31 protein-coding genes and 1 tRNA gene are annotated in these 26399 nt (G+C 26.5%); 31 read left to right on the top strand and 1 reads right to left on the bottom strand.

Annotated features, from left to right (window positions below; translation table 11 throughout):
• Positions 1–83 precede the first annotated feature (83 nt).
• From OMES3154_RS05345 to OMES3154_RS05290, 12 genes are all read left to right on the top strand, one after another.
• Positions 84–2183 (top strand): hypothetical protein, encoded by a 2100-nt coding sequence (locus OMES3154_RS05345; protein WP_156683757.1) that lies wholly within the window; start codon positions 84–86, stop codon positions 2181–2183.
• Between the two features lie 92 nt (positions 2184–2275).
• Positions 2276–2350 (top strand) — tRNA-Cys (locus tag OMES3154_RS05340).
• 56 nt (positions 2351–2406) lie between these two features.
• Entirely contained in the window at positions 2407–2787 is a 381-nt protein-coding gene (locus OMES3154_RS05335) for a hypothetical protein (protein WP_156683756.1), read from the top strand.
• A 12-nt stretch (positions 2788–2799) separates the two neighbouring features.
• On the top strand, positions 2800–4371 hold the full coding sequence (gene rny, locus OMES3154_RS05330; protein ID WP_156683755.1) for a ribonuclease Y: 1572 nt from the start codon (positions 2800–2802) through the stop codon (positions 4369–4371).
• A gap of 12 nt (positions 4372–4383) precedes the next feature.
• Positions 4384–5460, top strand: coding sequence for a M24 family metallopeptidase (locus tag OMES3154_RS05325; protein ID WP_156683754.1), 1077 nt, complete (start codon positions 4384–4386; stop codon positions 5458–5460).
• A 240-nt stretch (positions 5461–5700) separates the two neighbouring features.
• Positions 5701–6672: a methionine ABC transporter ATP-binding protein gene (locus tag OMES3154_RS05320; protein ID WP_156683753.1), complete on the top strand. Its 972-nt coding sequence runs from the start codon at positions 5701–5703 to the stop codon at positions 6670–6672.
• The gene (locus OMES3154_RS05315) at positions 6665–7306 is read left to right on the top strand and encodes a methionine ABC transporter permease (RefSeq protein ID WP_156683752.1); all 642 of its coding nucleotides are present in this window, start codon (positions 6665–6667) and stop codon (positions 7304–7306) included. Before OMES3154_RS05320 ends, OMES3154_RS05315 begins: the two co-directional genes overlap by 8 nt.
• Position 7307: 1 nt before the next feature.
• Positions 7308–8102, top strand: a complete 795-nt coding sequence (locus tag OMES3154_RS05310) for a MetQ/NlpA family ABC transporter substrate-binding protein (protein WP_156683751.1) — start codon at positions 7308–7310, stop codon at positions 8100–8102.
• Positions 8102–8887, top strand: a complete 786-nt coding sequence (locus OMES3154_RS05305; protein WP_156683750.1) for an SDR family NAD(P)-dependent oxidoreductase — start codon at positions 8102–8104, stop codon at positions 8885–8887. Before OMES3154_RS05310 ends, OMES3154_RS05305 begins: the two co-directional genes overlap by 1 nt.
• Before the next feature lies 1 nt (position 8888).
• Positions 8889–9788, top strand: a complete 900-nt coding sequence (locus tag OMES3154_RS05300) for an RluA family pseudouridine synthase (protein ID WP_156683749.1) — start codon at positions 8889–8891, stop codon at positions 9786–9788.
• Entirely contained in the window at positions 9775–10377 is a 603-nt protein-coding gene (locus tag OMES3154_RS05295; RefSeq protein WP_156683748.1) for a ribonuclease HII, read from the top strand. Before OMES3154_RS05300 ends, OMES3154_RS05295 begins: the two co-directional genes overlap by 14 nt.
• On the top strand, positions 10367–10576 hold the full coding sequence (locus OMES3154_RS05290; RefSeq protein WP_156683747.1) for a zinc ribbon domain-containing protein: 210 nt from the start codon (positions 10367–10369) through the stop codon (positions 10574–10576). Before OMES3154_RS05295 ends, OMES3154_RS05290 begins: the two co-directional genes overlap by 11 nt.
• A gap of 4 nt (positions 10577–10580) precedes the next feature.
• On the opposite strand, the gene mscL is transcribed toward OMES3154_RS05290, so the two are convergent.
• On the bottom strand, positions 10581–11012 hold the full coding sequence (gene mscL, locus OMES3154_RS05285) for a large-conductance mechanosensitive channel protein MscL (protein WP_156683746.1): 432 nt from the start codon (positions 11010–11012) through the stop codon (positions 10581–10583).
• A 449-nt stretch (positions 11013–11461) separates the two neighbouring features.
• On the opposite strand from mscL, the gene OMES3154_RS05280 reads away from it, so the two are divergent.
• From OMES3154_RS05280 to OMES3154_RS05190, 19 genes are all read left to right on the top strand, one after another.
• Entirely contained in the window at positions 11462–12061 is a 600-nt protein-coding gene (locus OMES3154_RS05280) for a DUF6088 family protein (RefSeq protein WP_156683745.1), read from the top strand.
• A gap of 2 nt (positions 12062–12063) precedes the next feature.
• Positions 12064–13065: a nucleotidyl transferase AbiEii/AbiGii toxin family protein gene (locus OMES3154_RS05275; protein ID WP_156683744.1), complete on the top strand. Its 1002-nt coding sequence runs from the start codon at positions 12064–12066 to the stop codon at positions 13063–13065.
• A 259-nt stretch (positions 13066–13324) separates the two neighbouring features.
• Positions 13325–14188 carry an Hsp33 family molecular chaperone HslO gene (locus OMES3154_RS05270; protein WP_156683743.1) on the top strand — a complete coding sequence of 288 codons (864 nt, stop codon included), beginning with the start codon at positions 13325–13327 and terminating at the stop codon, positions 14186–14188.
• 12 nt (positions 14189–14200) lie between these two features.
• Complete coding sequence (locus OMES3154_RS05265) at positions 14201–14665, top strand: STAS domain-containing protein (RefSeq protein ID WP_156683742.1); 465 nt, start codon at positions 14201–14203, stop codon at positions 14663–14665.
• Positions 14658–15368 (top strand): site-2 protease family protein, encoded by a 711-nt coding sequence (locus OMES3154_RS05260; RefSeq protein WP_156683741.1) that lies wholly within the window; start codon positions 14658–14660, stop codon positions 15366–15368. Before OMES3154_RS05265 ends, OMES3154_RS05260 begins: the two co-directional genes overlap by 8 nt.
• On the top strand, positions 15356–15934 hold the full coding sequence (locus OMES3154_RS05255; protein ID WP_156683740.1) for an IMPACT family protein: 579 nt from the start codon (positions 15356–15358) through the stop codon (positions 15932–15934). Before OMES3154_RS05260 ends, OMES3154_RS05255 begins: the two co-directional genes overlap by 13 nt.
• Before the next feature lie 10 nt (positions 15935–15944).
• Positions 15945–17273, top strand: a complete 1329-nt coding sequence (gene der / locus OMES3154_RS05250; protein WP_156683739.1) for a ribosome biogenesis GTPase Der — start codon at positions 15945–15947, stop codon at positions 17271–17273.
• Positions 17273–17719 carry a D-aminoacyl-tRNA deacylase gene (dtd, locus tag OMES3154_RS05245; protein ID WP_156683738.1) on the top strand — a complete coding sequence of 149 codons (447 nt, stop codon included), beginning with the start codon at positions 17273–17275 and terminating at the stop codon, positions 17717–17719. The genes der and dtd overlap by 1 nt, the downstream gene beginning before the upstream one ends.
• Positions 17720–17731: 12 nt before the next feature.
• A complete protein-coding gene (locus OMES3154_RS05240) occupies positions 17732–18355 on the top strand; it encodes a C40 family peptidase (protein ID WP_156683737.1) in 624 nt (207 codons plus the stop codon).
• Positions 18355–19122: a TatD family hydrolase gene (locus OMES3154_RS05235; RefSeq protein ID WP_156683736.1), complete on the top strand. Its 768-nt coding sequence runs from the start codon at positions 18355–18357 to the stop codon at positions 19120–19122. The genes OMES3154_RS05240 and OMES3154_RS05235 overlap by 1 nt, the downstream gene beginning before the upstream one ends.
• On the top strand, positions 19113–19448 hold the full coding sequence (acpS, locus tag OMES3154_RS05230; RefSeq protein ID WP_156683735.1) for a holo-ACP synthase: 336 nt from the start codon (positions 19113–19115) through the stop codon (positions 19446–19448). Before OMES3154_RS05235 ends, acpS begins: the two co-directional genes overlap by 10 nt.
• Positions 19445–20635: a sodium/glutamate symporter gene (gene gltS / locus OMES3154_RS05225; protein WP_156683734.1), complete on the top strand. Its 1191-nt coding sequence runs from the start codon at positions 19445–19447 to the stop codon at positions 20633–20635. The genes acpS and gltS overlap by 4 nt, the downstream gene beginning before the upstream one ends.
• Before the next feature lie 9 nt (positions 20636–20644).
• On the top strand, positions 20645–21874 hold the full coding sequence (gene brnQ / locus OMES3154_RS05220) for a branched-chain amino acid transport system II carrier protein (RefSeq protein WP_156683733.1): 1230 nt from the start codon (positions 20645–20647) through the stop codon (positions 21872–21874).
• 16 nt (positions 21875–21890) lie between these two features.
• Positions 21891–22475, top strand: a complete 585-nt coding sequence (locus OMES3154_RS05215; RefSeq protein WP_156683732.1) for a TetR/AcrR family transcriptional regulator — start codon at positions 21891–21893, stop codon at positions 22473–22475.
• Between the two features lie 4 nt (positions 22476–22479).
• Positions 22480–22878, top strand: coding sequence for a hypothetical protein (locus OMES3154_RS05210; RefSeq protein WP_156683731.1), 399 nt, complete (start codon positions 22480–22482; stop codon positions 22876–22878).
• A gap of 3 nt (positions 22879–22881) precedes the next feature.
• Positions 22882–23373, top strand: coding sequence for an NUDIX hydrolase (locus OMES3154_RS05205; RefSeq protein ID WP_156683730.1), 492 nt, complete (start codon positions 22882–22884; stop codon positions 23371–23373).
• A 12-nt stretch (positions 23374–23385) separates the two neighbouring features.
• Positions 23386–24534 carry a tRNA guanosine(34) transglycosylase Tgt gene (gene tgt, locus OMES3154_RS05200; RefSeq protein ID WP_156683729.1) on the top strand — a complete coding sequence of 383 codons (1149 nt, stop codon included), beginning with the start codon at positions 23386–23388 and terminating at the stop codon, positions 24532–24534.
• Positions 24513–25076, top strand: a complete 564-nt coding sequence (locus OMES3154_RS05195; RefSeq protein ID WP_156683728.1) for a hypothetical protein — start codon at positions 24513–24515, stop codon at positions 25074–25076. The genes tgt and OMES3154_RS05195 overlap by 22 nt, the downstream gene beginning before the upstream one ends.
• A gap of 9 nt (positions 25077–25085) precedes the next feature.
• Positions 25086–26393, top strand: a complete 1308-nt coding sequence (locus OMES3154_RS05190; RefSeq protein ID WP_156683727.1) for a C1 family peptidase — start codon at positions 25086–25088, stop codon at positions 26391–26393.
• Positions 26394–26399 lie beyond the last annotated feature (6 nt).

Raw genomic sequence — 26399 nt, 5'->3', positions numbered from 1 at the left:
CAAAAAAATATAGACAAATTCAAAAAAAAAAGGTAAAATGTAGAAAATAGTGGTAGAAACCACACATATTTTGGGAGGTAAAAATGAAAAAGACAATGATTTCAGTACTTGCTTTATGCTCAACTATAGCTTTAGCAAATGCAGAATTAGGGATTAATGGAGATACAAAAACAGGTAACTTTAAAGATTTTGAAGGAAAAGTTGAAGTGTTTGGTAAATATAACGATGATGTTGTAGACGCAGAAGTAAGATCACACTTAGTTAACTATAAAGATAGCAAAGTAACAGATGTTATAACAGGTGACTACTTAGGTAAATTAGAAGTTAAAGCTTTAAGATCTGATTTACATGATGTAACTTTAGGAGCAATTATAACTAAAGCTGGTGGGGACGATTACAAAATAGACAAGAAAAATGACCACGCAAGAGCTTACGTAACTTATAAAAATAGAATGGTTAAAGACTTAGAATTAAGTTCAACAACTGCAATAAGTGCAAAAATAAAAGCTGATGATTCTAATTACTTCGGTGATTATGAAGTGTCACAAAAAGTAGGAGAAACTTACAAATTAGGTGATTACACTAATGAAGGTTCAGTAGAATATGTATACGGTAACGAATTCTTATCTAAACCTGAAGAAGATTTTAAGAAAGCAGTGCAAGAAGCTTCAAGCGGTATTGATAAAAATAATGCAAAAAGAAAAGAAGATCAACTTGTAGATGCAACTGCTGATAAACAACCAGTTTCTCATAAATTAATAATATCTGATAAAAACTCATATGTTTTCAAAGGAATTGATTTATATGCAACTCCATCAGTAGAAATTTCATTCAAAGGTGGAAAGAAAGTAGTTAAAGTATTAGATGAAGCTAAGAAGGATGCACCAAAAGAAGAAGATAGATATAAATATGAAACAAAAGATAAAGTATATAGACACTATACTCCAAAATTAGAATTAGGAGCTTCTGCAAAGGTTAAAGGTGTAGATTTAAAATCTAAATTATACACAGAATTTGATATCGAAGAAGTAAGAGCTAAAGATTTTGGAAACAAATCAGGATTAGAAGTTGAAGCTAAAGCAACATTTGGTGATGTAACAGTAACTCCTAAATTCAGTACTGAATTTGAATTAATTAGAAATAAAGCATTAGTTCAAAAAACAGATGAAAAGGATGCTGAAAAAGAAGCTTTAGTTTTAGCAGATAATAATAAAAGTTTAGATGAAATTTTCTTTAATAAATTAGATAAAATTTTCTTTAATAAAGGTAATAAAAAAGAACTTAAAGGATTTACAAATGCTACTAAATTATCTGTAGAAACAGCTTACAAGAATGATAAATTAGAAGTTAAAGTAACTCCAAGTGTTAATTTAAACTTAGAATACCTAAAAGGTATAAAAGCAATGGAAGAAAAAAGTGTAGCTGAAGAAGGTAAAACTAAAAAATATATTAAGACTCCAGAATTCCCTTCATTAATAGAAACTAATATTACAAAAACTAAGAAAGATGGTGAGACATTAGTAATACCTGGATTAGTTGATGCTAAATTAGAAGCGGATGTTAAATATATGTTTAAACCATATCTTGATTTAATGGCAAAAGATACATTTAATTATGGATATTTCCACCTTGAAGGATATAGATTTGATGATGAAAATAAATCTATTAAGAAAGAACCGCTTGCTAAGATCATGACAGTTTCAAATGAATTAACTTTATCAGCTGATTTACATAAAGATATAGAAGGATTTAAAGTTTCTGTAATGCCTAGCTTAGCTTTAAATGTTAAACAAGCATGGGAACAAGAAGCTAAACTTAATTCAAATGGTAAAACAGAATACAAATATGAACAAATAGATGAAACACCTGATTTCTTATCTGTAAAACCAGGAATCGAAGCTAAATTTGAAAAAGAAATTTCTGAAGGTTTAGTATTTAATTTAGGTGCTGGATTATCAAATAATTTCTCATATGCGTATGTTGCTAAAAAAGATAAAGATGGAAAAGTTATAAGTAGAAAACTTGAAACTAAATTATCAGATGATAATAGTGATGTAACTGATTATGCTACATTATTCCAGACTAAAATAGAAAAAGTTAGCATAGCTGGATTTAAATTTGGTAAATTCGAACACAGCACATTCGAAGCAAAAGCAAACTTTGGATTAACTTATAAATTCTAATTAGTAAAATAAATATAAAAACTATTCCTACGGGAGTAGTTTTTTATTTTGGTTGACATATTATCTTAATTTGTGTATAATAACTCTTGTGTGGCAGTATGGTCGAGTGGCTTAGGCAGAGGTCTGCAAAACCTTGTACATCGGTTCGATTCCGATTACTGCCTCCAACTAAAAGCTATTGACTAGGCTTTTTTTTTATGTTAAAATTACAATGGAGTTTTTTATGAAAAAATATTTAATTGGTTCATTAATTTTTTTAATAGTATCATGTACGAGTGTACAAAAATTCTCAGAAAGTGATGTTGTTAAAACATTTAATGAAAGTAAAACTAAGCTTTTAAATGTACTAAAGCTTAATGAAAAAAATAAAATAGATGAATTTTTTGTGTATGGAATAAGAAATAATATTATATTAAAAGAAATAAAAAAATATGATATAAAAAATATTAATATATTTATACCAAATAAAAGCGTTAGGGTAGTTACAAAAGATAAGGTAAATAGTCTTTTACTTATTAATAATTCTTTTGATACCTACTATTTTAATGTAGTTTGGAAAAAATATGATGATATCTGGAAAATATACTCCATATATGAAAAATAAAAAGGAGGGTAAATGTTATACTATATATTATCAATTTTACCTTTAGTTATTATAGTTTTATCTGTTATGTTAGTAATTAGTTCTAAAAAGAAATATGAATCAAAGTTTGGTGAGTTAAGTGAACTTGAACTAAAAATAATAGATGCAAAAAGAAGATTTGAAGCAAATAAAAAAGAATTAACTAGAGAAATTGAAGCGTTTAAAAAAGAAGAAAATTTAAAAATTAAAGAAGAAATTTTAGAGAAAAGAAAAGAATTAGATTTAGAGATAAAAGAAATGAAACAAGAAATTATTCAAAAAGAAGCAAGAATAGTTAAAAAAGAAGAAAATCTAGATCTTAAAAATGCCAAGTTAGAAGAAAAAGAGCAAAAGTTAGATGAAGCAAGACAAAAAGTAAAACAAAAAGAAGATGAGCTTCAAGAAATGATTGACAGACAAGAACTTGAATTAGAAAAAATAGCAGAGCTAAACAAAGAAGAAGCAAGAGATATTATTCTAACTAAATTAGATAATAGTCTGACTCATGAAAAAGCTTTAAAAATTAAAGATTATGAGTATACTCTTGAAAGAGAAAAAGAAAGAATGGCTAGAAATGTTTTAGCTACAGTTATGAATAAAGGTGCAAGCGATTTCGTTGTTGATGCTACAATTACTGTTGTTGAACTTCCTAATGAAGATATGAAAGGTAGAATAATAGGTAAAGAGGGTAGAAATATTCGTGCCATAGAAGCTGCAACTGGTGTTGATTTAATTATAGACGATACTCCAGAAACAGTAATATTATCATCATTTGATGGTGTTAGAAGAGAAGTTGCAAGATTAGCTCTTGAAAAATTAATACAAGATGGTAGAATACATCCAACAAAAATTGAAGAATTAGTAGATAAAGCTACAATGGAAGTAGAAGATAGCATATATGAAGCAGCAGAAGGTGCAATAATGGAACTTGGAATTCCGACACTACCTAAAGAAGTTCTAAAAGTTTTAGGTCAATTAAAGTATAGAACATCTTATGGTCAAAATGTATTAAGACACTCTATAGAAGTAGCTCACATTGCAGGAGCAATAGCAGCTGAGATAGGAGCAGATGTTAATGCAGCTAAAAGAGCAGGTTTATTCCATGATATTGGGAAAGCATTTACTCATGAGCAAGAGGGATCACATGCTATAAATGGTGCAGAATTTTTAAGAAAATTCTCAAAAGAAAAAGTAGAAGTAATAAATGCTGTTGAAGCTCACCATGATGAAGTAGAAAAATTAAGTTTAGAAGCAACTATAATTCAAATAGCAGATGCAATAAGTGCTAGCCGTCCAGGAGCTAGAAGAGAAACTTTAACAAACTACCTAAAAAGATTAGAACAATTAGAAGAAATTGCAAATAGTCATAGTGGTATAAAGAATTCTTATGCAATACAAGCAGGTAGAGAATTAAGATTAATCGTTAAAGCTGAAGAAGTAAATGATGATGAAGCTATCTTATTAAGCCATGATGTAGCAAAAGAAATAGAAGAAAAAATGCAATATCCTGGTCAAGTAAAAGTAACAGTTGTAAGAGAAACAAGAGCAGTTGATTACGCAAAATAGGGGAGATAAAAAATGGATAAAGAAAGAAAAATATTAGATAAACTAAATATAGATGCAATGTTTTTAACAGATTATTTTAATAAAAGATATTTTACAGGATTTACTGGAACAACAGGGCAGGCAATAGTTTTTAAAGATAAGAAAAATTTTTATTCAGATTTTAGATATGTAGAACAAGCTACACTGCAAACAAAACCTAATAATTATGATTTTTACCAAATAGGAAAAGATGGACAAGAAATATTTTATAAGCATCTAGTTGAAAATAAGGTAAAAAGACTAGGTTATGATGATATGTCTATGACTGTAGCAGAGTTTGAAATGTACAAAAAACTCTTTGTTGGTATCGAGTTTGTACCAGCAGGTAAAGAAATGCTAGAAGCTAGAAAAATTAAAGATGAAAAAGAAATAGAAAAATTAAGAATGGCAGCAAAGATTTCAGATATAGCATTTAGAGAAACAATAAAGATAATAAAAGAGGGAATGACAGAAAAAGAAATAGCAGCTCACCTAGAATATGTACAAAGATTAAATGGTGCAGATGATAAATCATTTGAAACAATAGTAGCTTCAGGACATAGATCATCTATGCCACACGGGGTTGCAAGTGATAAAAAGATAAAGAAAAATGAATTTATAGTTATGGATTTTGGTTGTCTATATCAAGGTTACGCTTCAGATATTACTAGAACAGTATTTTTTGGAGATAATATATCAGAAGATGAAAAAAATCTATATGACATGGTATACAATGCACAAAGTTTAGGATTTAGCATGGTTAAAGAGGGTGTTGTAGGAAAAGACGTAGATCAAGCTGTAAGAGATTACTTTGATGAAAATGGAAATATGTCAAAATATTTTGGACACAGTTTAGGTCATAGTTTTGGACTTGAAGTGCATGAAATGCCATATTGCTCTAAGTTAGGTAATGAAAAATTAGTAGCTAATGAGTTAATGACTATAGAACCAGGATTATATATAGAAGGTAAATACGGTGTTAGAATAGAAGATGATTTACTAATTACTAAAGATGGTTATGAGTTATTAACACAAAGCAAAAGAGAATTAATTATGATAAAGCCTAATTAGTTAACTATAAATAATTTTAATGAAACTATAAATATATTATATTTTACAAAAATAAAATAAGTGAGTATAATAAGTTAAACGAAATTAAAAGGAGAAATTTATATGAAAAAATTTGCAAAAAATATGATGATGGACATGTAATATAAGCTTGTAACATATTTATGGTACAAGCTATTTGCGTGTGCCAGGCAAATTTAAAAAAATCAGGCACTGCCTGAATTTTTTTTTAAAGGAGGAAAAATGATAGTACTTAAAAATGTATTTAAGTCATATGACAGTAAAACTGTTTTAAAAGATATAAACCTAGAGATAAGAGAGGGTGAAATATTTGGAGTTGTAGGACTTAGTGGAGCTGGTAAATCAACACTAGTAAGACTGTTTAATAAATTAGAGGATATTGACAGTGGAGAAATTTATGTAAATAATGTTGATTTAAAAAATGCAAGTGATGATAAAATTTATGAACTTAGAAAAAAAACATCAATGATATTTCAACACTTTAACCTACTAAGTAGTAGAACAGTATATGGAAATATTTCTCTAGCATTAGAACTAGATAAAAGTATAACTAAAGAGGAAAAAGAAAAAAGAATAAATGAGGTTTTAGAATTAGTTGAATTAAAAGATAAGAAAAATAGCTATATCAACAAATTAAGTGGTGGTCAAAAACAAAGAGTAGCAATAGCAAGGGCTTTAATAACAAGACCTAGTATAATCTTATCTGATGAGTCAACAAGTGCTCTAGATCCGATAACTGCTAATAATATACTAGATTTATTAAAAAAAATAAATAAAGAGTTAAATATTACTATAGTTATGATTACACACCAAATGGAAGTAATAAAAAAAATGTGCGATAGAATTGCAGTTTTAAAAGATGGAGAAATTATTGAAAGTGGAGATGTAAAAGAAATATTTTTAAAACCTAAAAAAGAATTTACTAAAAAATTAATAGGTATATTAGATGACGACCTACCTAGAGAAAGTACATATATACTTCACTTTTTAGGAAAAGATGCTACTAAATCATATGTATCTTTAGCCTCTAAAGAATTTAATGTGGATATAAACATAATTGGAGGAAAGATAAATACATTATCAAATGGAGAAAAAGTCGGGTATCTAATAGTGCAATTTGAAAGCGATAAATCAGAAGATATAGTTAAATGGTTTAATAGTAATATGATAGAAGTGGAGGTTTTAAATGCTTAAGTCAATTATAGAAACAATATATATGTTATTTTTATCAATGTTAATAGCATCATTAATTGGAATACCTTTAGGTATATCTATGTCGGTTAGTAAAAAAGGAGGGATTAAAGAAAATTTAGTTTATCATAAAATAGTTGATATTTTGATAATAAATATAACAAGATCAATACCTTTTATTATATTAATTGTCTTACTAATACCATTATCTAGATTTTTAGTAGGAAAATCTTATGGGACAACTGCTTTTATAATACCACTAGCAATAGCAACAGCCCCTTTTATATCTCGTATAATAGAATCAAGCTTAAATGAGGTAGATAAAGGCTTAATTGAAATGGGTATATCAATAGGAGCAAAGCCAAAAGACATCATACTTAAAATCTTAATACCAGAAGCAATGCCTAGCATAATAAATGGATTAACACTTACATTAATATCCTTAGTATCGTACATTGCAATGGCAGGAGTAGTAGGTGGAGGTGGTCTTGGTAATGAGGCTATAATAAAAGGGTATCAAAGAGGAAATAAAGAGATAATGTATGTTGCAACAATATACATAGTAGTAATAGTACAGATAATACAATACTTTGGAACAAAGATTGTGAAAAAAATTGAAAAGAAAAGGGGAAAATAAAATGAAAAGAATTATAAACATATTAACATTAGCATTATTTAGTTTACTTTTAGTTGCTTGTTCAAATGATAGAAACGATAAATTAGTAATAGGAGTATCTCCTATACCACATGAAGAAATAGTATCTTTAATAAAAGATGATCTAAAAAAAGATGGAATTGATTTAGAAATAGTTGTATTTAATGACTATGTTCAACCTAATTTAGCCTTAAAAGATAAAAGCTTAGATGCTAACTTTTTCCAACATGTACCTTATATGGAAGAATTTGGTAAGAAAAATGATATAGACATGGTATCAGCAGGGACAGTTCATGTTGAACCTTTAAAGATTTACTCATCAAAAGTAAAAAGTATATCTGAATTAGATAAACTAAAAACAGTTTCTATTTTAATACCAAATGATCCAACAAATAGAGGAAGATCATTAATCTTACTTGAAACAGCAGGTATTTTAAAATTAAAAGATAGTAAAAAATTAGATTCTGGTTTAGAAGATATAAAATCAATAGATAAAAAATATGTAATTACAGAATTAAATTCAGAACAAATAGGACCAAGATTAGATGAGGTAGAATTAGCTGTAATAAATACAAATAATGCACTAGCTAGTAAAATAACAAAAGATAAGGCTGTATTTGTTGAAGGTAAAGAATCTCCATATGCAAATATAGTTACAGTTCTTAGAGGAAATGAAAATACTGAAAAAATTAAAAAACTTATGAAACACTTACAAAGCCAAAAAGTAAAAGAGTTTATAAATTCTAAATATAACGGTGAAGTAGTTGAGGCATTCTAATGAAAAATATATCAATAATAACAGGTGCAACAAGTGGAATTGGACTTGAGATATCAAAAATAATAGCAAAAAAAGATACGGATTTATTAATAATATCAAGTAATGAAGAAAATTTAATTAAAACTAAAGAAACTTTAGAAAAAATTACTAAAAATAAGGTATTTTATATGCCTATTAATTTAATAAATTTAAAAGAAGAAGATATAAAAAAAATAGAGGAATATATATCTTCATACAATCTTTTGTATTTTATAAATAATGCAGGATTTGGTGATTTTGGTAAATTTTTAGAAACAAGTCAAATAAAACAAGATAATATGATAAAACTAAATATACAAGCACTTACAAATCTAACGAGACTTTATTTAAAAATAGCTACAAAACAAAAAGAAAAATCTTATCTTTTAAATGTAGCATCAACAGCAGCATATACAAGTGGGCCACAAATGGCTGTATATTATGCAACTAAAGCTTATGTTTTATCATTTACAAGAGCCATTAGATATGAATACAAGAATAGTAAAAATATAAATATATCAGTATTAAGTCCTGGACCAACAGAAACTAATTTTATTAAATCATCAAGTTTAGAAGCTTCTTCTTTATTTAATAATTTAAAATCGATGTCTGCACAAAAAGTAGCAGAAATTGCTATGAAAAACTTAGATAAAAATAAGGCAGAAATAATACCAGGAATTATGAATAAGATTATGGTAATACTTACTAAGTTTTCTCCAAAGGCTATGACAATAGCTGTAGTAAGTAAAATAATGGAGAAAAAATAAAATGAAAATAAAAGTTATAGATGGAATGGAAAATATTAGAGTAGATAAGTTTTTATCAAGTAGTTTAAACTTATCTCGTAATATTATTTCAAAATCTAAAATATTAGTAAATGGAGAAGAAACTAAGCTAAGCTATAAATTAAAGTTAGATGATATAGTGGAAATAGAAGTTATAGAAAAAAAAGAACTTAAAATAGTTGAAAATAATATAAAGATTAAAACTATATACGAAGATGAATACTTAGCAGTAGTTGATAAACCTTATGGTATAGTTGTACACCCCAGTGAAACATCAAACGACGATAGTTTGGTTGGTAGTTTAGTTAATAAATTTGAAAAGTTATCTGACATAGATAAACTAAGACCTGGAATAGTACATAGATTAGATAAGGACACTAGTGGACTAATAATTATTGCAAAAGATAATGACACTCATTTAAAACTTCAGGAGATGTTTAAAAGTCATAACTTAGAAAAAGTGTATCTAGCAATTTTAAAAGGAAACTTTAAATACGATAAAATAACAGTTAAAAGCTATATTGGTCGTGATAAAAAGAATAGAAAGAAAATGAGTTCTAATACAGATAAAGGAAGACTAGCTATTAGCCATTTTGAAAAAATTAAATCTAATGATAAAATATCATTAGTTAAGGTTAGCATAGAAACAGGTAGAACACATCAAATAAGGGTACATGCAAAAGAGTTAAACTATCCAGTACTTTACGATAGTTTATACACTAAAGATAATAATTCTAAAAAAAGACAACAACTACATAGTTATTATCTTAAATTTACTCACCCTATTACAAATAATGTAATAGAATTAAAATGTGAAATGCCAGATGATATGATAAAAACTTTAAAAAATTTTGACTTAGGTGATTTTGATGTTAGAATATAGTGATGTAATAGGTGTTGATGAAGTAGGTAGAGGGCCACTATTTGGAGAAGTAGTAGCAGTTTGTGCATACATAAAAGATATTAATAAAGATAGAGATATATTTGAAAAAATTAATGATTCAAAAAAGTTAAGCGAGAAAAAAAGAGAAGAACTTTATGAAAAAATAATAAAATCTGATAATATACTTTATGCTGTAGGTATTGCTTCTGAAAAAGAAATTGATGAGATTAATATATTAAATGCAACCTTTCTAGCTATGAATCGTGCACTTGAGAAATTAGATATAAAAGATAAAATGGTAATAGTCGACGGAAATAAGTTGATTAAAGGTTATAATGGTAAACAAGAATTTTTAGTAAAAGCAGACTCTAAAAATTTAACTGTATCACTCGCATCAATCATTGCTAAAGTATATAGAGATAATATGATGAAAGAGTATGCAAAAGTATATAAAAATTATGGCCTTGAAAATCATAAAGGTTATGGAACGAAAAAACATTATGAGGCTATTATAAAATATGGAATAACCGATAAACATAGAAAATCATTTTTGAAAAAAATTTTAGAGGTGAGGGATAATGAAGTTTGATGAATGTATAAAATGTTCTAGTATGAATTATGAAGTTAAATCTGCAACGATAACTACAAGTTCACCTATTAGTTCGTTTATACCAATAACAAAAAAAGAACTTTTTTATATAAAAATATGTATAGACTGTGGTTGTACAGAAATATATAATGCTAAAATATTGGATAAATACTCAAAGAAAAAAACAAGTAAATGTTAAAAATTTACTTGTTATTTTTTTCTTGTAATAAATTTCTTATTTCAGTTAATAATTCTTCTTGAAGGCTAAGTTTAACTACTTTTTCTTCTTCAACTTTTTCTTCTTCTTTAGCAGTTATACTTTCTAATTCTTCTTTGAATTTATTGTATGCTCTAATTATTAAAAATAGAATAAAAGCGATTATAAAAAAGTTAAGTACGGCTAATATGAAAGAACCGTAGTTAATACTTATTTCTTTTGAGTTTTCGCTAGCTTTTCTTAATACATACTTGTATTGACTAAGGTCTGTACTACCTATAAATAAACCAACAATTGGATTTATAATATCACTAACTAATGATTTAACTATTGCACCAAATGCTGCTCCAATTGCAAGACCTACTGCTAAATCAATAACATTACCTCTTGAAATAAATTTCTTAAAATCATTCCACATAATATATACCTCCTTAAAATTTATACGCACATTTTAGCACTATTCGAATAATTTAGCAATTGAAAATTAGAAAAAGCAATAAATATGAGATAGTCCACCTATAGAGTGGATTTTTTTATAAAAATGTATATTACTTATTGCACTAAATGTTGTATAATATTTGGTGCAAAGGCGTTTATACATTACAAAAGACCAAGCTGGAATAAAGTCTTTACTTCAATATACTTATTATATTAAAAGTAAAAATATGTGAAAAACTAATAAAATAAAGTATTAAAGTACTAAACGGAATAAAAAAAAGATTAGGTATAAATGATAAAAAACTTTAAAGCTATTTTTTTATAATTATCTGTATTCTAATAAAAACGAGTATTTTAAAATAAAAATCTAACCTAGACATATTGCACCAAATATTGTATAATATTTGGTGCAAAGGGGGTATATATTATATGACTTACAAAGACCAAATTATTAATAGAATAGATAACTTAAGTACAAATAAAGTTTTTATATCAAATGATTTTTTTGATATTGCTTCTTATGAAACAATTCGTAGTACATTGAATCGACTTGTAGAAGATAAAAAGATAAGACGTATTATGAATGGAATTTACTATAAACCAAAATATATTGAATTGATTGGAGAATACGAAGCTCCATCTATAAATGAAGTTGCAAATGCTCTTTCTAGAAAATATAATTGGACGATTGCACCATCAGGAAATGCAGCACTTAATTTATTAGGTTTATCTACTCAAGTTCCGTCTAAATGGACATACATATCTGATGGGAGGTATGCTAATTTTAAGTTTGGAAATATAACTCTCGAATTTAAACATAGTAACAATGGAGATATTTCAAAAATGCCAACATTTACAGCAATGGTTATACAGGCTATTAAGTCAATTGGAAAGGATAAAATTACAGATAGGCAGGTTGATTTTTTAAGAAAAAAAATATCTAACAAAGAAAAAAAGGCTTTGATAGAGTATGGAAAAAGTACAAGCATTTGGGTATATCAACTTTTAAAGAGAATATGTGAGGAATAAATATGTTTGAATTTAAGAAAATTACAAAAGATGAATTAGAACAAATTATAATAAATGCTTCTCAAAAAATTGGTATAAATGAAGTGGTTCTTGAAAAAGACTATTGGGTGTGCTTTATACTTAATTATCTTTTTTCTGAATGTAAATGGAAAAATGCTTTTACTTTTAAAGGTGGAACTAGTTTATCAAAATGTTTTAATTTAATTCACAGATTTTCTGAAGATATTGATTTAATATTGGATTGGAGAGTTATTGGGTATAGCCTTGATGAACCATGGGAAAATCGTACAAATACAAAACAAGATAAATTTAATAAAAATTCTAATAAAAAGACTCAAGATTTTTTAAAGAATGAATTTTTACCTCAGATAAATAAAGACTTAAAAAAACTATTAAATGATGAATTTAAGGTAAGTATAGATGAAAGTGATGCACAAACTATTTTGTTTGAATATCCAAAAGCATTTCGTTTTTCATATTTAACACATGCAGTAAGATTGGAAATAGGAATTCTTGCGGCATGGACGCCTTCTGAGAAGGTTTCTATAGTGCCAGATTTAAAGAAAATTTATCCGGTACTTTTTGATGGTGATTTTATAGAGGTTAAAACAGTCCTTCCAGAACGAACATTTTGGGAAAAAGTAACTATTCTTCACCATGAAGCAAATAGACCAAAAACTCTTTCAATGCCTAAGCGATATGCTAGACATTATTATGATTTGTTTTGTATTGCAAACTCTAATTATAAGGATAGAGCCCTTAATAGTTTAGAACTTCTTGAAAAGGTGGTTGCTTTTAAACAAAAATTTTATCCGAGAAAATGGGCGAATTATGAAGAAGCTAATTCCAAAAGTATAAGACTTGTGCCAGATACTTATAGATTAAAAGAAATAGAAGAAGACTATAAGAATATGATAGAAATGTTTTTTGGAGATTATCCGGACTTTGATGAAGTTATGAATCGAATAATTGAACTAGAGAAAGAAATTCACAAAATTAAATAAAGCAGAAAAATATAATGTTTGTAGAAATAGGGACTAAAGGTATATTCTATAGTCCTTATTTTTTATAAAGATTATAAAGATTTGGTTATTTGTAGTAAAACAATTAGGAATACAAAAACAGATAGCAGTTTTATTAAGATAAAAGTGAGATATTAAATTTGAATTATACATTTTAGAATGTACAAACGCTACATTGAACCCTTATATTTTTTTTAAAAATATGCTAAAATAAAAGTAAAAAATAAATGAAGGGGTAGATATGGAGTCAAAAATTTTAGTAGCAACATCAAAAAATGTAAGACTTATACTAGCTGATACAACTAACTTAGTAAAAGAACTAATAAAATATTCAGAATATGACGAAATGTTTTTAACTTCTGCAATTGCTTTAGTAAATATTGCTAGCATAATGTCAATGAATATTAAAAATGAAAATGGTAAAATATTATTTGTTCTAAAAGCTGACGGTTTATTGGGAGATGCAAAAGTAATTGCTAGATATGATGGAAAAATAATGGGAGCAGTTAAAATAGATAATGATTTACTTTATAAGATAAATAACGCAAAAAGTTTAGAAGAATTTAGTCAGTTATATAAAATAGGGACAGGAAGCTTAATGATAGAAAATGATTTAGGTCTCAAAACACCATATATAACAACAATACCAATAGATGAAAAAGAGTCTATAGAAGAAGCTATAGAAGACTATTATTTAAATTCAGAACAGTTAAATACAATATTAAAAACTGGAATAGTATATGATGAAAAACAAAAATTAAAAAGAAGTTCATGCTTATTTATTCAAGAAATGCCAGGAGCAGATACAAATGTATTTAAGGAATATCAAAAAAAATTAAAAGAAATATATTCTTTAAACGAGTTATTAGAACATGATTTTACATTAGAAAAGGTAGCAAATTTAGTATTTGAAAATATTGAAGAATACAAGTTATTAGATAATAAAGATCTAAAATTAGAATGTATGTGTAGTTATGAATATTTTAAAAATTTAGTTAAGGCTAATTTAAAAGAAGAAGAAATAAAAGAAATATTAGAAGAAAAAGGACATATTGAAACAGTATGTGGTTTTTGTAATAGAGTATATAGGTTAATGGATTTTTAATAAGGGGAGAATATGGATACAATAATTTTATCGACAAATAATGGTGTAGATATAATAAGGTTAGATGGAAAAGCTACAATGAAAAATGTAAGTGAAATAACTAAAATATTAGATGAAGCAAAAAATGTTCCAATATTTGATTTTACAAAAGTAACTTACTTAGATAGTACTTTTTTAGGCCTAATTGCAAAGTATACAATGCTATATAAGACAAAGTATAATAAATATTTAACTATAATAAACCCATGTGAATTAGTATTAAACTTACTAAAACAAACTGGGATTTTAAAGTTTTTAATAATATTAAATGAAAATACTACTAGTGTAAATGGAAAAGTTATTGAAAGTAAAATGGCAACTCCAGAACAAATATTAGAACTTCATGAAATATTATCAGATTTAAATGAAGAAAATAAGAAAGAATTTGAAAAAGTTGTAGAACAAATGAGAAAAGTAGTGGGTAAAAAAGATGAATAAATTTAGAAAATATAGATATATGTTAGAGTATTATGATTTAAAATACCCGTATATAAAATACATACTAATCTTATTTATATTCTTTTCTATATTCACTGGTAAAAGTTTACTAAACTCTATATTTAAAGTTTTAGCATTTTTAATGGCAGTAGTATCACATGAATTAGCTCATGGGTATGTAGCTTACCTTTTTGGTGATGATACAGCTAAAATAAATGGTAGGCTTAGTTTAAATCCAATAAAACACTTTGATTTAAATGGCTTATTATTACCTGCAATTTTACTTTTAATTAATTCACCTATAATTATAGGATCAGCTAAACCTGTCCCAATAAATGAATATAGATTAAAAAATAAGAATATTTCCCTATTTTTAGTAAGTATTGCTGGAATAAGTATGAATATATTACTTGCCTTATTTTCTGCAATAATATTTAAATATGTAAATAATGAGTATATTAGACTATTTATGATTAATATGTTTGTAATAAATGTGAGCTTAGCAGCCTTTAATATTATACCTGTTCCACCTTTAGATGGAAGCAGAATATTAAGACTTCTAGTACCTTATGAAATTAAACAAATGCTAGATAGAATTGAATCAAATCCTATAGTATCATTTTTAATAATAATAATCATATTAAATACTAATATATTTTCATACATATATAGAAGTATTGTGAGTATTTTATGGTTGTTGTAAAAAATGATTCACAAATAGAATTTGTCGAAAGAAAATCTAAGTTTATAGGCTATCTAAAAGTAGTTAAAACTAAAAAAGAAGCAATAGATTTTATTGAATATATAAATAAGATACATAAAGATGCAACACACAATGTTTATGTATATAGACTTATAGAAAATGGGGTAGAACATTTTAAATATGATGATGATGGAGAGCCTTTAAATACTGCAGCAAAACCAATGGCTGAAATATTTGAAAGAAAAAATATATATAACTTTGTAATGATAGCTACTAGGTATTTTGGTGGGATAAAATTAGGAGCAGGAGGTCTTATTAGAGCTTATGCAAAAGTTGCAACGAAGTTATACGAAAGTATAGAGTTAATAGAGTATGTAGAAAAAGAAGAATATTTAATTTCATTTTCTTATGATAAATTAGATTTAGTAGAAAAATTAATAAGAGATAATGAATTAGATGTATTAGAAAAAAGTTTTTTAGAAAAAATAAATATGAAATTAGAATTAAGTAAAGAAGAACTTTTAGAATTTGAAAAACTAAGAGATATTATGATAATTAAGATATAAAGGAGAAAAAATGTCACAAATAGTAGCAGTAGTTGGAAGACCTAACGTAGGGAAATCAACACTATTTAATAAATTAATAGGAGATAGAGTATCTATTGTAAACAATGAACCAGGAGTTACAAGAGATAGACTATATAGAGAGGTAAAATGGCTAGATAAAAAATTTACCTTAGTAGATACAGGTGGACTTGAGCCAAGAAATAATGAATTTATGATGAGTAAAATTCGTGAACAAGCTAAAGTTGCCATAGATGAAGCTAATGTAATAATTTTTGTTGTTGATGGTAAAGTAGGAATTACTGGTCTAGATGAAGAAATAGCAGAAATTTTAAGAAAAAAAGATAAAAAAGTAATAGTTGCTGTAAATAAGATAGATAACTATATGAAAGAAAAAGATAATATATTAGAATTTTATGCATTAGGTTTTTATGATGTTGTTGCAATATCAGCAGAGCATAAAGTAAACTTAGGAGATATGTTAGATTTAGTAGTTGAAAAATTTGAAGATAATAAATTTAAAACTATAGATGAAGGTTTAAAAATAGCAGTTTTAGGTAGACCAAATGCAGGGAAATCAAGTTTAGTAAATAAGATACTAAATAAAGAAAGAAATATAGTAAGTGATATAGCGGGTACTACAAGAGATTCAATAGATTCACAATTTATGTATAATGGAATGCCATATACAATAATAGATACAGCAGGTATTAGAAAGAAATCTAAAATTGATGATAATGTAGAATACTATAGTATCTTAAGAGCAATAAAAGCTATAAATAGAGCTGATGTATGTGTTTTAATGTTAGATGTAAATGAACTTTTAACAGAACAAGATAAAAAAGTAGCTGGACTAATATATGAAGCTAAAAAGCCAATAATAATAGCTATAAATAAGTGGGATATGTTAGAAAAAACTAATAATTCGGTAAAAGAATATACAGAAAAAGTAAAGGCAGAAATTCCATTTTTAGCATACGCACCAGTTATTACAATATCAGCATTAAATGGTAAAAGAGTTAATGAAATATTAGATTTAGCAGATAAGATAATAAATGAATATAGTAAAAAAATATCAACAGGAGTGTTAAACCAAGTATTATCAGATATGATAGCACAAAATCCAGTGCCTACTAGAAAAGGTAGAGCTGTTAAGATAAACTATGCAACGCAAGTTGGGATTGAGCCACCTAAGTTTGTATTTTTCTCAAACAATCCAGAACTTATACATTTTTCATATGCTAGATATATTGAAAATAAGTTAAGAGAGTACTTTGGATTTGATGGTTCTCCAATTGAGATTGTATTTAATAAGAAAAATGATTCTTTTGGAAGTAAATAATGAAGTTATTAGTATCAAGAGTAAAATACGCAGATATTTTAATAGATAATAAGATAAAAAGAACCATACAAAAGGGAATACTTGTATATGTTGGGTTTAGCATAGAAGATGAAAAAATTGATGAAAAAGTAATTGATAAAAGTATTAATAAGATACTAAGTCTTAGATTTTTTGAAGATGAAAGTGGGAAACTTAAAAAAAATGTAGTTGAAGAGAATAAAGAAATTATGATAGTTTCAAATTTTTCTTTATATGCAAGAAATAAAAAGGGAACTAGCTTGGATTTCACAAAATCACTAAATTCAGAAAGTGCAAAACTCATATATGATAAATTTTTAAAAGAATTAAAAAATAGGTACGAAAAAGTTGTAAGTGGAGAATTTAAATCAGATATGCAAATAACAAGTTTAGCTGATGGACCACTTAATGTAATTTTGGAGTATTAAAAAGAGGTGAATATGAAAAAATTAGCTATAGCTATACTGCCTATAATACTAAGTTTTAGTATATATGCAAATGAAAATGAAAATAATAGCAATAAAAATGAAATTGTAATAGATTTACTAGAAGCTGACATTTTTGCAAATGATCCAGGTAATTATGATGCATCATATGTTTATGATGAAAACTATATAAAGGTAAAATCAGATGAGCTTTTACAAGAGGTTTATGATGATTATGAAGCATTAGATAATATCATTTTATACGAAGCTTTAATGAGATCATTTAAAGAATGGGAAGGAACTAAGTATAAATGGGGTGGAGATTCTAAAAATGGAATTGATTGCAGTGCCCTAACAAGAAGAGTTTATAGATCAGTTTTTAATAATTATGAGTTACCTAGAGTTAGTGTTGATCAGGTAAAAAAAGGTAGAAGAGTAGATAACTCAGAACTAAAACCAGGAGACCTTCTATATTTTAGACCTGAAAATAGAGTAAATCATGTAGGAGTTTATCTTGGAAATTCTTTATTTATCAATGCTTCATCATCAAAAGGTGTAATATTATCTAGTTTAAATAATGTTTATTGGAAAAAATACTATAAATACGCAGTTAGAGTAGATAAGGCTAGGGAAATATAATGTATAAGTTAGTAGATTCTCATTGCCATGTAAATGATATACAATATAAGGATAATAAAGAAGAAATAATAAAAGAAATAAAAGAAAATATGGAATTTGTAGTCTGTTCTGGTTGGGATTATGATAGTTCAATTGAAGCTATAAATATAGCAAATGAAAATGACAATATTTATGCTAGTATTGGATTTCACCCAACAGATATAAGTAAAATTACAGATGAAAAGTTACTAGAATTAGAAAATTTAGCTAAAACAAATAAAAAAATAGTAGGTATAGGTGAAATAGGACTAGATTATCACTGGATGACAGATGAAAAAGAAGTCCAAAAAAAATTCTTTAGAATGCAAATTGAACTTGCAAAAAGAGTAAATAAAGCAGTTGTAATTCATACAAGAGAAGCACTAGCAGATACTATAGAAATTTTAGATGAATATAAAGATGTGTATGGTGTACTTCATTGCTACCCAGGAAGTTATGAAGCAGTATTACCAATACTAGATAGATATTATGTATCAGTAGGTGGGGTTTTAACCTTTAAAAATGGCAGAAAAACTAAAGAAATGTTAAGTAAAGTACCTATTGAAAAAGTTGTATTGGAAACAGATAGCCCTTATTTAACGCCTACACCATTTAGAGGAAGAATAAATAAACCTATTTACACGCATTATGTAGCAGAAGAAATAGCTAGAATAAAAGAGATGTCTTATCAAGATGTAATAGACATAACTACAAAAAATGCATATGAGGTGTATAAAATATGCAAATAGGTGTAGATATAGTAGATGTCGATAGAATAAAACAGGCTCTTTTAAAAGAAGGTTTTAAGGAAAAAGTATTTACACAAAAAGAAATAAGCTATTGTGAATCAAAATTTAATAAATACGAATCATATGCAGCAAGGTTTGCTGCAAAGGAAGCAGTAGCCAAAGCTTTAAAAAAAGGCTTTAGAAATATATCTTTTTTAGATATTGAAGTTTTAAATGATGAATATGGAGCGCCTTACATAAATTACAAAGACTGTGATATAAAACTAAGTCTTTCGCATGAAAAAACTATTGCAATTGCAATGGTATTAATAGAAGGGAAAATATGATAACACTAAATTTAGATATGATACAGTCAATAGGTATAGCTATTCTATTTTTACTAATAGGAAGAAAATTAAGAAAGAAAATAAATATATTAGAAAAGTATTCTATACCTAGTCCAGTTGTGGGTGGATTAATATTTGCAATAATAGCTCTGATATTAAAGGAGAATAACATAGCTACATTTTCTTTTGATATGACCTTACAAAACTTTTTTATGACTATGTTTTTTACAAGTGTAGGATTTAACGCAAGTTTAAAACTTTTAAAACAAGGTGGTAAAAAGGTTGTAGTATTTTTAATAGCAGCAAGTGGCTTAATATTTTTACAAAATATTTTAGCAATAGTACTTGCAAAACCTTTAGGAATTGATCCATTAGTAGCTTTTATGACAGGATCGACATCATTAACTGGAGGACATGGAACAAGTGCGGCTATTACTAGTACGTTAAACAATGAAAAAGCATTTACAGTTGCAATAACAGCGGCAACTTTTGGACTTATTGCTGGATCTATTTTAGGAGGACCTATAGCTAAATCTTTAATTGAAAAGAAAAATCTATTAGCTAGGCCAGAAGATACATTTGAAGAAAATATTGATATATTAAAAGATAAAAAACCTTATTTAGATGGTGATAAGTTTGCAAAAGCATTTTTCACAATATTACTAGCTATGTCAATAGGAACAATATTTAATTTATTATTTAAAAAAATGGGATTAAATAAGTTGCCATACTATTTAGGACCTATGATAGCAGCAGCAATAATTAGAAATTTATTAGATAAATATGATAAAAAAGAAAAAGTATTTGATGAAATAACTATTGTATCAGATATTTCATTAAATCTATTTCTAGCAATGGCACTTATTAATTTAAAGTTATGGGATTTAATAGACTTAGCAGGTCCTCTTATAATACTACTTATAGCTCAAGTAATATTAGCAGCAGTATATGTAAGATATATAACATTTAATATGATGGGAAAAGATTACGATGCAGCTATTATAGCTAGCGGACATATAGGGTTTGGTATGGGAGCAACACCTAATGGAATAACAAATATGAAAACACTGTGCGATAAATATAGATACTCAAAGATAGCATTTTTCACAGTACCTTTAGTAGGAGCGTTATTTATCGACTTTGTTAATGTAACAGTAATAACAGCATTTTTAAGCAATTTAATGTAAGGGGAGATTATGGGGAATATTAAAAAAACAATTATTTTAGGATTTGGACTATTTTCAATGTTTTTTGGAGCAAGTAATGTATTTTTACCAAGCTATATAGGAGCAAAAATTGGTGAAAACTTTTTATCATCAGCTGTAGCATTTAGTTTAACTGGAGTCGGTTTAACATTATTAGGCCTTATAGTAGTTATAAAAAGTGATGGAGATTATTTAAAAATATTTGAGCCTTTAGGTGAAAAATTCAGTAAAACATTTTTAATACTAGCATTTTTATCAGTAGGACCAATAATTGCAATTCCAAGAACTGCGGCTACAACTTTTGAAATGGGAGTAAAACCATTTTTTCCAAATTTTAGTGGATTTGTTGTTACTTTAATATTTTTTGTAATATGTATACTTTTTTCAATAAATAAAAATGATGTGGTTTCAGAAATAGCAAAATATTTAACACCAATTTTACTGATATCTATTGTAACTTTAATAATTTTTGGAATATTTAATGTAGATAAAAATTCAGTAGGAATTGTTATAGAAAATCCTTTTGCATTTTCTTTTTTAGAAGGATATAACACATTAGATGCCATTGCAGCTATAATTTTTGCTAGATTTATTTATCATTCTGTACAAAATGAAAAAAATCCAGTTAAAATTAGTATAAATGCCTCTATAATTGCAGCAATTGGCTTATTTGTAGTATATACAGGTATTATGTATTTAGGTAAAACTATAAACATAGCTGACAAGGCTAGTTTAGATAGAACTCTTTTAATGGTTAAAATTTCAGGAATATTACTAGGGAAATTTGGGAATATTGTATTAGGGATAATAATATCTTTTGCTTGCCTTACAACAGCTATTGGATTAATATCAGCAGTTAGCGAGTTTTTCTATGAAATATTTAAAGAAAAAATAAAATATATATATATTGTTTGTGTAATAACATTTGTATCATTTTTAATATCACAATTAAGTGTTGATATAATAATACAAATGGCAGTACCTATTTTACTTGTATTTTATCCAGTACTAATAGTTTTAATAATTTTATCGCTATTTAAAGGTAGATATATAAATAGATTTGTTATAAAATATACAACATATACAACATTGGTATTTGCAATAATAGATAGATTCTATAACTTTATGCCTTTTAATAGTATAGGAATGGCGTGGATAATTCCTACTATTATAGCGTTTTTAATATCTAGTATAATTAGTTTAGGATATATTAAAAAATAAATCTAAGAGGTGGATCATGGAATTAAGTGTTTTAGAAAAAAGAGATGATGTAATAAAAAAAAGTGCTAAGCTTTTTTACTACAATGGATATAATAACACAGGACTTAGTATGATACTAAAGGAATGTAATATACCAAAAGGCTCATTTTATTACTATTTTAAAAATAAAGAAGATTTACTTATAAATGTAATAGAATACCATACAGATAAATTACTTAATTTTTTTGACTATAATGTAGATGATTTAGAAATAGAAAAGCTTAGAACATTTTTTAAGAAATACTTTTTAAGTATTGAAAAAAACCAGTATCATGGAGGAAGTATATTAGGAAATTTAGCAATTGAAATGTCTGATATAAATGATGAGGTAAGACAAAAGATATTAGATAATTATAGAAAAATTGAACTAAGACTTATATTATATCTTGAAATGCTAAAAAAAAGTAAATTAGAGTATATGAATTTAGATGCTGAAATGACAGCAAAAATAATATTAAATCAAATGGAAGGAACTATGTTAAGATTAAAATTAAATAAAGATAGTAAAGAAGTTTTAGCGTTTTTCTCTTTATTTGATAAAATTTTTAATATAGCTAGGTGATTTTATGGAATTTAATTATTTAAAAGGGGATAAAATAAAACACCCTACAAGAGAAATTGATTTAGAGTATATTAAAAAAGATGAAAATATATCAGTAGTAATTTTTGATAGTACTAAAGAATATGTTTATTTAGTAAAAAAATATAGGGTAGCACTTTCAAGTTATCAGTATGAGATATACTCTGGTGATCTTAGTAAGATAGGGAATATAAAGAGTGTAAGAAAAATGAAAAATTGCTATTATTTAAGCCCAGGTTATACAACAGAAAAAACATGTTTTTATGAAGTAGTTTTAGAAAAAGATTTATATGATGATAAATTTGTAAAAATAGATGTTAAAAAGGCAATTAATGAGTTAGTTGATTTAAAATCTATTTTTGCAATAAAACATTTTAAAGGATAAGTTATGAATGTAAATGATTTTGTGTTTTTAAAGGGAGCTAAAAAAAAGCATCCGACGAAAGATATTGAATTAGAATATCTTGATAAATCTAATGCAGTAGCATTAGTTGTATTTGATAGTAAAAAAGAAAATGTATATTTAGTAAAACAATATAGACCAGGTAGTAATGACTATCAAATTGAAGTTGTAGCCGGTCTAATTGATGATGGTGAAAATGAAGATATGGCAGCATTAAGAGAACTAAAAGAGGAACTTGGGATAAAAAAAGAAGATATTAAATCATTTAAAAAAATCCCACAATTTTACTATGTAATACCTTCATATTCAACAGAAAAAATGTATTTTTATGAAGTTATTTTAAATGAAGATGCAATTTTTCATAAACAAGAGTTAGATGAAACAGAAGATATAGAAATAGTAAAAATGAGTGTAGATGAAGCTTTAGATAAGATAGTTGATTTAAAATCTGCATTTTTAATAGAATATTTTAAATAAAGGAGAATAATATTGGATAAACCGATAAAGTATAAGTTAATACATAAAGATAAAAATGCTAGAAGTGGTATAATAACAACTCCACATGGAGAAATAAAAACCCCAGTATTTATGCCAGTAGGGACTCAGGCAACAGTAAAAACAATGACTCCTGAGGAATTAGAAGAAATAACTTCTCAAATTATATTAGGAAATACATATCACTTACATTTAAGACCAAGTGATGAGTTAATTTATGAGCTAGGAGGCTTACATAAATTTATGAATTGGAATAAACCAATATTAACAGATAGTGGTGGATTTCAAATATTTAGTTTAGCAGGTATTAGAAAAATAAAAGAAGAAGGAGCATACTTTAGTTCACATTTAGATGGTTCTAAAAGATTTATATCACCTGAAAAATCAATAGAAATACAAAATAACTTAGGTAGTGATATAATGATGGTATTAGATGAATGCCCGCCAGGTATGAGTACAAAAGAATATCTAGTTCCATCAATAGACAGAACTGTTAGATGGGCTAAAAGATGTATAGATGCTAACAGAAATAAAGATACACAAGGACTATTTTGCATAGTTCAAGGTGGAATATATAAAGATTTAAGAGATTACTGTTTAGATAAGCTAAAAGAATATGATGATGATTTTTCTGGTTATGCTATAGGAGGTCTTGCAGTAGGAGAACCTACAGATAAAATGTATGAAATATTAGAACATATTACACCAAAACTACCAGAGGATAAACCTAGATATTTAATGGGAGTTGGAGAGCCACTTGATATGCTAGAAGCTGTCGAGCATGGTGTTGATATGATGGATTGCGTTCACCCTAGTAGAATAGGAAGACATGGTACAGTATTTACAAAATACGGAAGACTTGTTATAAAAAATGCAAAATATAGTAAAGATACAAGACCACTAGATGTAGCTGATAACTATGTTTGTAGAAATTATACAAGAGCGTATATAAGACACCTATTTAAAGCAAATGAAATACTAGGACAAAGACTTGCTACATATCATAATTTATGGTTCTTATTAAACTTAATGAATGAAGCAAGACAAGCAATAGAAGAAAATAGATTCAAGGAATTTAAAGAAGAATTTATTAAAAATTACACTCAAGGAGAAAAAAGCGAATGGATAAAACCACAAGAATAATTAAAGTATTAGTACTATTTTCACTAATATATTCTTGCTTTAATTTAAAAAATAATAATATAGTAGAGTTAAATATTAAAAAGAATATTATACCCATAGAAAAGGTATTCTACTTAGAAAATGGAGATAAAGTAAAGTTACTAAGTAAGGACGATTTAAAAACAATTACTCTATTTTTTAAAAATGACAAAGAGATAAATTTAACAAAAAGTAAAAATGAAATATTTTTAAATAAAAAGAAGAATGTAGACTTTGTATTTGATGAAAAAGGAGCTAAATTAAATTTAGATACAAAAAAACATATTTTATCATCTAAACCAATAGTATATGTTAAATATGAGAGTATAGCAGGTATAGAGTTTAGTATAGCAGATATTAATGGTGAAAAAAGTTTAAAAGTAAACAATCAAATAGATACTTTGTATAAAAAGGATAACTATTATGAAAATGAAGCTAAAACAATAAAGTTAATTGTTGAAGATAATAAAGAGTTTTTAGAAATAAAGGGAATAAAAAATAAAATAGAATTAATTAGAAAGTAGGAAAATAACATGGTAGATTTAAAATTATTAGATAAATTTGAAAAAATGTACAACGAAGATAAAACAAATTTAGTTATTGAAAATGCAATAGCAAGAGTTGGTATAGATGAAGCAAGTTTAAAGCAAAATGTACTTAGAAAACATAATTTTGTGTTTTCAAATGAAGTGAAAAATCAAGATGTAACAAACCAAAAAAGATCAGGAAGATGTTGGATGTTCTCGGGATTAAATGTACTAAGAGCAATGACAAAAGAAAAATTAAATGTTGAAAATTTTGAATTTTCTCAAAGTTACTTACAATTTTATGACAAAATTGAAAAATCTAATTCGTATTTAGAATATGTAGTAGAAACAAAAGATTTAGATATTATGGATAGATTAGCATCGTATATAGTAAGTAATCCTGCAGAAGATGGTGGGTACTGGAATTTCTTCCAAGGTTTAGTATTAAAATATGGTGTAGTTCCAAAAGAAATTATGCCAGAAACATTCCATTCATCTGATACAACTAGATTAAATGAGATGTTAGAATTAAGATTAAAAAAAGCAGCTGTTGAAATAAGAAAAGAAAAATCAGATAAAAAAATAGAAAAGATAAAAGAAAAAGCCTTATATGATGTGTACAATATTTGTGTAAAAGCTATAGGTTTACCACCAAAAGAATTCAGTTATGAATACTATGATAAAGATAAAAAATTTCATAGTATAAAAGATATGGATCCTAAAAAATTCTTAAGTGAATATGTTGGAGTAAATGTAGAAGATAAAATACAAATAGTGCATGATCCAAGAGAAAACTATGAAGTAGGTAGAATTTATAGAGTTCCATATACAGTAAGTGTATATGAATATGGACCTACAAGCTATTTAACAGTTAGCATGGAAGAATTAAAAAAAGCAACTATAAAATCTATAAAGGATAATATTCCAGTTTGGTTTGCATGTGATGTAGCAAAAGAATCACACTATAAAACAGGAATAATGGATCCTAACTTATTTGACTATGATAATACTTTAACTGAATTAGGTGAATTTAGTAAAGCTGATAGACTATTAACAAATGCGTCTGTATTAACACATGCTATGACTTTTGTTGGGGTTGATTTAGACGAAAATGAAAACGCAAAAACATGGAAAGTAGAAAACTCATGGGGAGATGAAATAGGTAAAAAAGGAATATTCTCTATGTCAGATGATTGGTTTGAAAAACATAACTATGAATGTGTAGTAGATAAAAAATACATATCAGAAGAATATTTATCTGCGTTTGAAAAAGAAGAAATCGTACTACCTTGGTATGATAATTATTTAGGATAATAGTAA

Source organism: Oceanivirga miroungae (assembly GCF_902505095.1).
In the GTDB taxonomy this organism is placed as follows: Bacteria; Fusobacteriota; Fusobacteriia; order Fusobacteriales; family Leptotrichiaceae; genus Oceanivirga; species Oceanivirga miroungae.
This window is presented reverse-complemented; position numbering and strand designations above follow the sequence as displayed.

Coding starts and splice junctions, on each gene's coding strand:
- OMES3154_RS05275 (WP_156683744.1), top strand. CDS start 12,064: ATGTTTGAATTTAAGAAAATTACAAAAGATGAATTAGAACAAATTATA.
- acpS (WP_156683735.1), top strand. CDS start 19,113: ATGCAAATAGGTGTAGATATAGTAGATGTCGATAGAATAAAACAGGCT.
- OMES3154_RS05310 (WP_156683751.1), top strand. CDS start 7,308: ATGAAAAGAATTATAAACATATTAACATTAGCATTATTTAGTTTACTT.
- rny (WP_156683755.1), top strand. CDS start 2,800: ATGTTATACTATATATTATCAATTTTACCTTTAGTTATTATAGTTTTA.
- OMES3154_RS05295 (WP_156683748.1), top strand. CDS start 9,775: ATGTTAGAATATAGTGATGTAATAGGTGTTGATGAAGTAGGTAGAGGG.
- OMES3154_RS05270 (WP_156683743.1), top strand. CDS start 13,325: ATGGAGTCAAAAATTTTAGTAGCAACATCAAAAAATGTAAGACTTATA.
- OMES3154_RS05235 (WP_156683736.1), top strand. CDS start 18,355: ATGTATAAGTTAGTAGATTCTCATTGCCATGTAAATGATATACAATAT.
- OMES3154_RS05315 (WP_156683752.1), top strand. CDS start 6,665: ATGCTTAAGTCAATTATAGAAACAATATATATGTTATTTTTATCAATG.
- mscL (WP_156683746.1), bottom strand. CDS start 11,012: ATGTGGAATGATTTTAAGAAATTTATTTCAAGAGGTAATGTTATTGAT.
- OMES3154_RS05240 (WP_156683737.1), top strand. CDS start 17,732: ATGAAAAAATTAGCTATAGCTATACTGCCTATAATACTAAGTTTTAGT.
- OMES3154_RS05300 (WP_156683749.1), top strand. CDS start 8,889: ATGAAAATAAAAGTTATAGATGGAATGGAAAATATTAGAGTAGATAAG.
- dtd (WP_156683738.1), top strand. CDS start 17,273: ATGAAGTTATTAGTATCAAGAGTAAAATACGCAGATATTTTAATAGAT.
- OMES3154_RS05280 (WP_156683745.1), top strand. CDS start 11,462: ATGACTTACAAAGACCAAATTATTAATAGAATAGATAACTTAAGTACA.
- OMES3154_RS05335 (WP_156683756.1), top strand. CDS start 2,407: ATGAAAAAATATTTAATTGGTTCATTAATTTTTTTAATAGTATCATGT.
- brnQ (WP_156683733.1), top strand. CDS start 20,645: ATGGGGAATATTAAAAAAACAATTATTTTAGGATTTGGACTATTTTCA.
- gltS (WP_156683734.1), top strand. CDS start 19,445: ATGATAACACTAAATTTAGATATGATACAGTCAATAGGTATAGCTATT.
- OMES3154_RS05190 (WP_156683727.1), top strand. CDS start 25,086: ATGGTAGATTTAAAATTATTAGATAAATTTGAAAAAATGTACAACGAA.
- OMES3154_RS05305 (WP_156683750.1), top strand. CDS start 8,102: ATGAAAAATATATCAATAATAACAGGTGCAACAAGTGGAATTGGACTT.
- OMES3154_RS05210 (WP_156683731.1), top strand. CDS start 22,480: ATGGAATTTAATTATTTAAAAGGGGATAAAATAAAACACCCTACAAGA.
- OMES3154_RS05255 (WP_156683740.1), top strand. CDS start 15,356: ATGGTTGTTGTAAAAAATGATTCACAAATAGAATTTGTCGAAAGAAAA.
- OMES3154_RS05205 (WP_156683730.1), top strand. CDS start 22,882: ATGAATGTAAATGATTTTGTGTTTTTAAAGGGAGCTAAAAAAAAGCAT.
- OMES3154_RS05260 (WP_156683741.1), top strand. CDS start 14,658: ATGAATAAATTTAGAAAATATAGATATATGTTAGAGTATTATGATTTA.
- OMES3154_RS05345 (WP_156683757.1), top strand. CDS start 84: ATGAAAAAGACAATGATTTCAGTACTTGCTTTATGCTCAACTATAGCT.
- OMES3154_RS05290 (WP_156683747.1), top strand. CDS start 10,367: ATGAAGTTTGATGAATGTATAAAATGTTCTAGTATGAATTATGAAGTT.
- OMES3154_RS05265 (WP_156683742.1), top strand. CDS start 14,201: ATGGATACAATAATTTTATCGACAAATAATGGTGTAGATATAATAAGG.
- OMES3154_RS05195 (WP_156683728.1), top strand. CDS start 24,513: ATGGATAAAACCACAAGAATAATTAAAGTATTAGTACTATTTTCACTA.
- OMES3154_RS05320 (WP_156683753.1), top strand. CDS start 5,701: ATGATAGTACTTAAAAATGTATTTAAGTCATATGACAGTAAAACTGTT.
- OMES3154_RS05215 (WP_156683732.1), top strand. CDS start 21,891: ATGGAATTAAGTGTTTTAGAAAAAAGAGATGATGTAATAAAAAAAAGT.
- der (WP_156683739.1), top strand. CDS start 15,945: ATGTCACAAATAGTAGCAGTAGTTGGAAGACCTAACGTAGGGAAATCA.
- OMES3154_RS05325 (WP_156683754.1), top strand. CDS start 4,384: ATGGATAAAGAAAGAAAAATATTAGATAAACTAAATATAGATGCAATG.